Below are 3370 nucleotides of genomic sequence, written 5' to 3'. Positions count from 1 at the left end.
ACAAGCCTGACGATTACCTACTTTCACACTGGTTGCAGCACTATCATCGGCGCGAAGTCGTTTCACGGTCCTGTTCGGGATGGGAAGGGGTGGGACCAACTCGCTATGGTCATCAGGCATAACTGGTAATGTCGTTTGGTGGTCTTTGCTGCCGACCTGGCCAAACAACGCAATCTGGGAAGAAGTAGCTATGCAGGGGTCTACATATATTTTGGCGGGCGTGATGCATGAATCATGGCATACGCTTCATACTTGGCTACAACCTGTCAAGGTTATAGGGACAAGCCGCACGGGCAATTAGTACTGGTTAGCTTAACGCATTACTGCGCTTCCACACCCAGCCTATCAACGTCCTGGTCTCGAACGACCCTTTAGCAGGCTCAAGGCCTGGGGAAGTCTCATCTTGAGGCAAGTTTCCCGCTTAGATGCTTTCAGCGGTTATCTCTTCCGAACTTAGCTACCCGGCAATGCCACTGGCGTGACAACCGGTACACCAGAGGTTCGTCCACTCCGGTCCTCTCGTACTAGGAGCAGCCCCCCTCAAACTTCCAACGCCCACGGCAGATAGGGACCAAACTGTCTCACGACGTTTTAAACCCAGCTCACGTACCACTTTAAATGGCGAACAGCCATACCCTTGGGACCGGCTACAGCCCCAGGATGTGATGAGCCGACATCGAGGTGCCAAACTCCCCCGTCGATATGAACTCTTGGGAGGAATCAGCCTGTTATCCCCAGAGTACCTTTTATCCGTTGAGCGATGGCCCTTCCATACAGAACCACCGGATCACTATGTCCTACTTTCGTACCTGCTCGACTTGTCAGTCTCGCAGTTAAGCACGCTTATGCCATTGCACTATTAGCACGATGTCCGACCGTACCTAGCGTACCTTCGAACTCCTCCGTTACACTTTGGGAGGAGACCGCCCCAGTCAAACTGCCTACCATGCACTGTCCCCGATCCGGATAACGGACCAAGGTTAGAACCTCAAACAAACCAGGGTGGTATTTCAAGGTTGGCTCCACGGCAACTGGCGTCACCGCTTCATAGCCTCCCACCTATCCTACACAGATTGGTTCAAAGTCCAATGCAAAGCTACAGTAAAGGTTCATGGGGTCTTTCCGTCTAGCCGCGGGTAGATTGCATCATCACAAACATTTCAACTTCGCTGAGTCTCGGGAGGAGACAGTGTGGCCATCGTTACGCCATTCGTGCAGGTCGGAACTTACCCGACAAGGAATTTCGCTACCTTAGGACCGTTATAGTTACGGCCGCCGTTTACTGGGACTTCAATCAAGAGCTTGCACCCCATCATTTAATCTTCCAGCACCGGGCAGGCGTCACACCCTATACGTCCACTTTCGTGTTTGCAGAGTGCTGTGTTTTTATTAAACAGTCGCAGCCACCAGTTTATTGCAACCCCTTCACCCTTCTGGCGCAGGCCAGTCAAGCTACCAGGGCGTACCTTATCCCGAAGTTACGGTACCAATTTGCCGAGTTCCTTCTCCCGAGTTCTCTCAAGCGCCTTAGAATACTCATCTCGCCCACCTGTGTCGGTTTGCGGTACGGTCTCGTTAGACTGAAGCTTAGAGGCTTTTCTTGGAACCACTTCCGATTGCTTCGCGGCTATAAAGCCACTCGTCCCATACCCTTGAATTACGCGCCCGGATTTGCCTAAGCGCCTTCTCTGATACAGAAACCGGGACATCCAACACCCGGACAACCTTCCGCGATCCGTCCCCCCATCGCATCTAACGACGGTGCAGGAATATTAACCTGCTTCCCATCAGCTACGCATCTCTGCCTCGCCTTAGGGGCCGACTCACCCTGCTCCGATGAACGTTGAACAGGAAACCTTGGGCTTACGGCGTGCGGGCCTTTCACCCGCATTATCGCTACTCATGTCAGCATTCGCACTTCTGATACCTCCAGCATCCTTTACAAGACACCTTCGCAGGCTTACAGAACGCTCTCCTACCATATGCTTACGCATATCCGCAGCTTCGGTGACTGGCTTAGCCCCGTTACATCTTCCGCGCAGGACGACTCGATCAGTGAGCTATTACGCTTTCTTTAAAGGATGGCTGCTTCTAAGCCAACCTCCTGACTGTTTTAGCCTTCCCACTTCGTTTTCCACTTAGCCAATCTTGGGGACCTTAGCTGGCGGTCTGGGTTGTTTCCCTCTTGACGCCGGACGTTAGCACCCGACGTCTGTCTCCCAAGCTCGCACTCACCGGTATTCGGAGTTTGCAATGGTTTGGTAAGTCGCGATGACCCCCTAGCCATAACAGTGCTCTACCCCCGGTGGTGATACTTGAGGCACTACCTAAATAGTTTTCGGAGAGAACCAGCTATTTCCAAGTTTGTTTAGCCTTTCACCCCTACCCACAGCTCATCCCCTAACTTTTCAACGTTAGTGGGTTCGGACCTCCAGTACCTGTTACGGCACCTTCATCCTGGCCATGAGTAGATCACTTGGTTTCGGGTCTACACCCAGCGACTAAAATCGCCCTGTTCGGACTCGCTTTCGCTACGCCTTCCCTATCCGGTTAAGCTTGCCACTGAATGTAAGTCGCTGACCCATTATACAAAAGGTACGCAGTCACCCCTTACAGGGCTCCTACTGTTTGTATGCACACGGTTTCAGGATCTATTTCACTCCCCTTCCGGGGTTCTTTTCGCCTTTCCCTCACGGTACTGGTTCACTATCGGTCGATATCGAGTATTTAGCCTTGGAGGATGGTCCCCCCATGTTCAGACAGGGTTTCACGTGCCCCGCCCTACTTGTCGCAAGCCTAGTTCCACAACCGTGATTTCATGTAAGGGGCTATCACCCTCTATGGCCGGAGTTTCCAATCCGTTCCACTATCACGACTGCTAAAACTTGCAGGCTGTTCCCATTTCGCTCGCCACTACTTTGGGAATCTCGGTTGATTTCTTTTCCTGTAGCTACTTAGATGTTTCAGTTCGCCACGTTCGCCTCACACACCTATGTATTCAGTGAGTAATACCCTAAAAGGGTGGGTTTCCCCATTCGGAAATCTGCGGATCAATGTGTGTTTGCTCACTCCCCGCAGCTTATCGCAAGCTACTACGTCCTTCATCGCCTGATATCGCCAAGGCATCCACCATGTGCACTTATTCGCTTGTCCCTATAACGTTGACTTCTCCATGGCGCACCACAAAGAAACCGGTCATAGGGTTGAGTATGAATATGCCGTATTCCAGAACACTTACCGAAGCAAGCACTCTTTCTTACATATGATTGATACAATCACAACCCACCAGTATCTCCCAATACGCTCATCACAAGCGCATCAGTCCATACTGATAAATTCTTTACTACTTCTTCCAGATTGTTAAAGAACT

General features: G+C 51.5%; 2 rRNA genes. Both read right to left on the bottom strand.

Going from position 1 to position 3370, the window contains the following annotated elements:
• Window positions 1-4: 4 nt before the first annotated feature.
• Window positions 5-117 (bottom strand): 5S ribosomal RNA (gene rrf / locus ACFQUU_RS28895).
• Between the two features lie 159 nt (window positions 118-276).
• A 23S ribosomal RNA gene (locus ACFQUU_RS28890) occupies window positions 277-3153 on the bottom strand.
• Between the last annotated feature and the right edge of the window lie 217 nt (window positions 3154-3370).

Source organism: Herbaspirillum sp. GCM10030257 (assembly GCF_042666555.1).
Taxonomy (GTDB): domain Bacteria; phylum Pseudomonadota; class Gammaproteobacteria; order Burkholderiales; family Burkholderiaceae_D; genus Noviherbaspirillum.
Note: the sequence above shows the minus strand (reverse complement) of the source record. Positions and strands in the feature narration are given on the sequence as shown.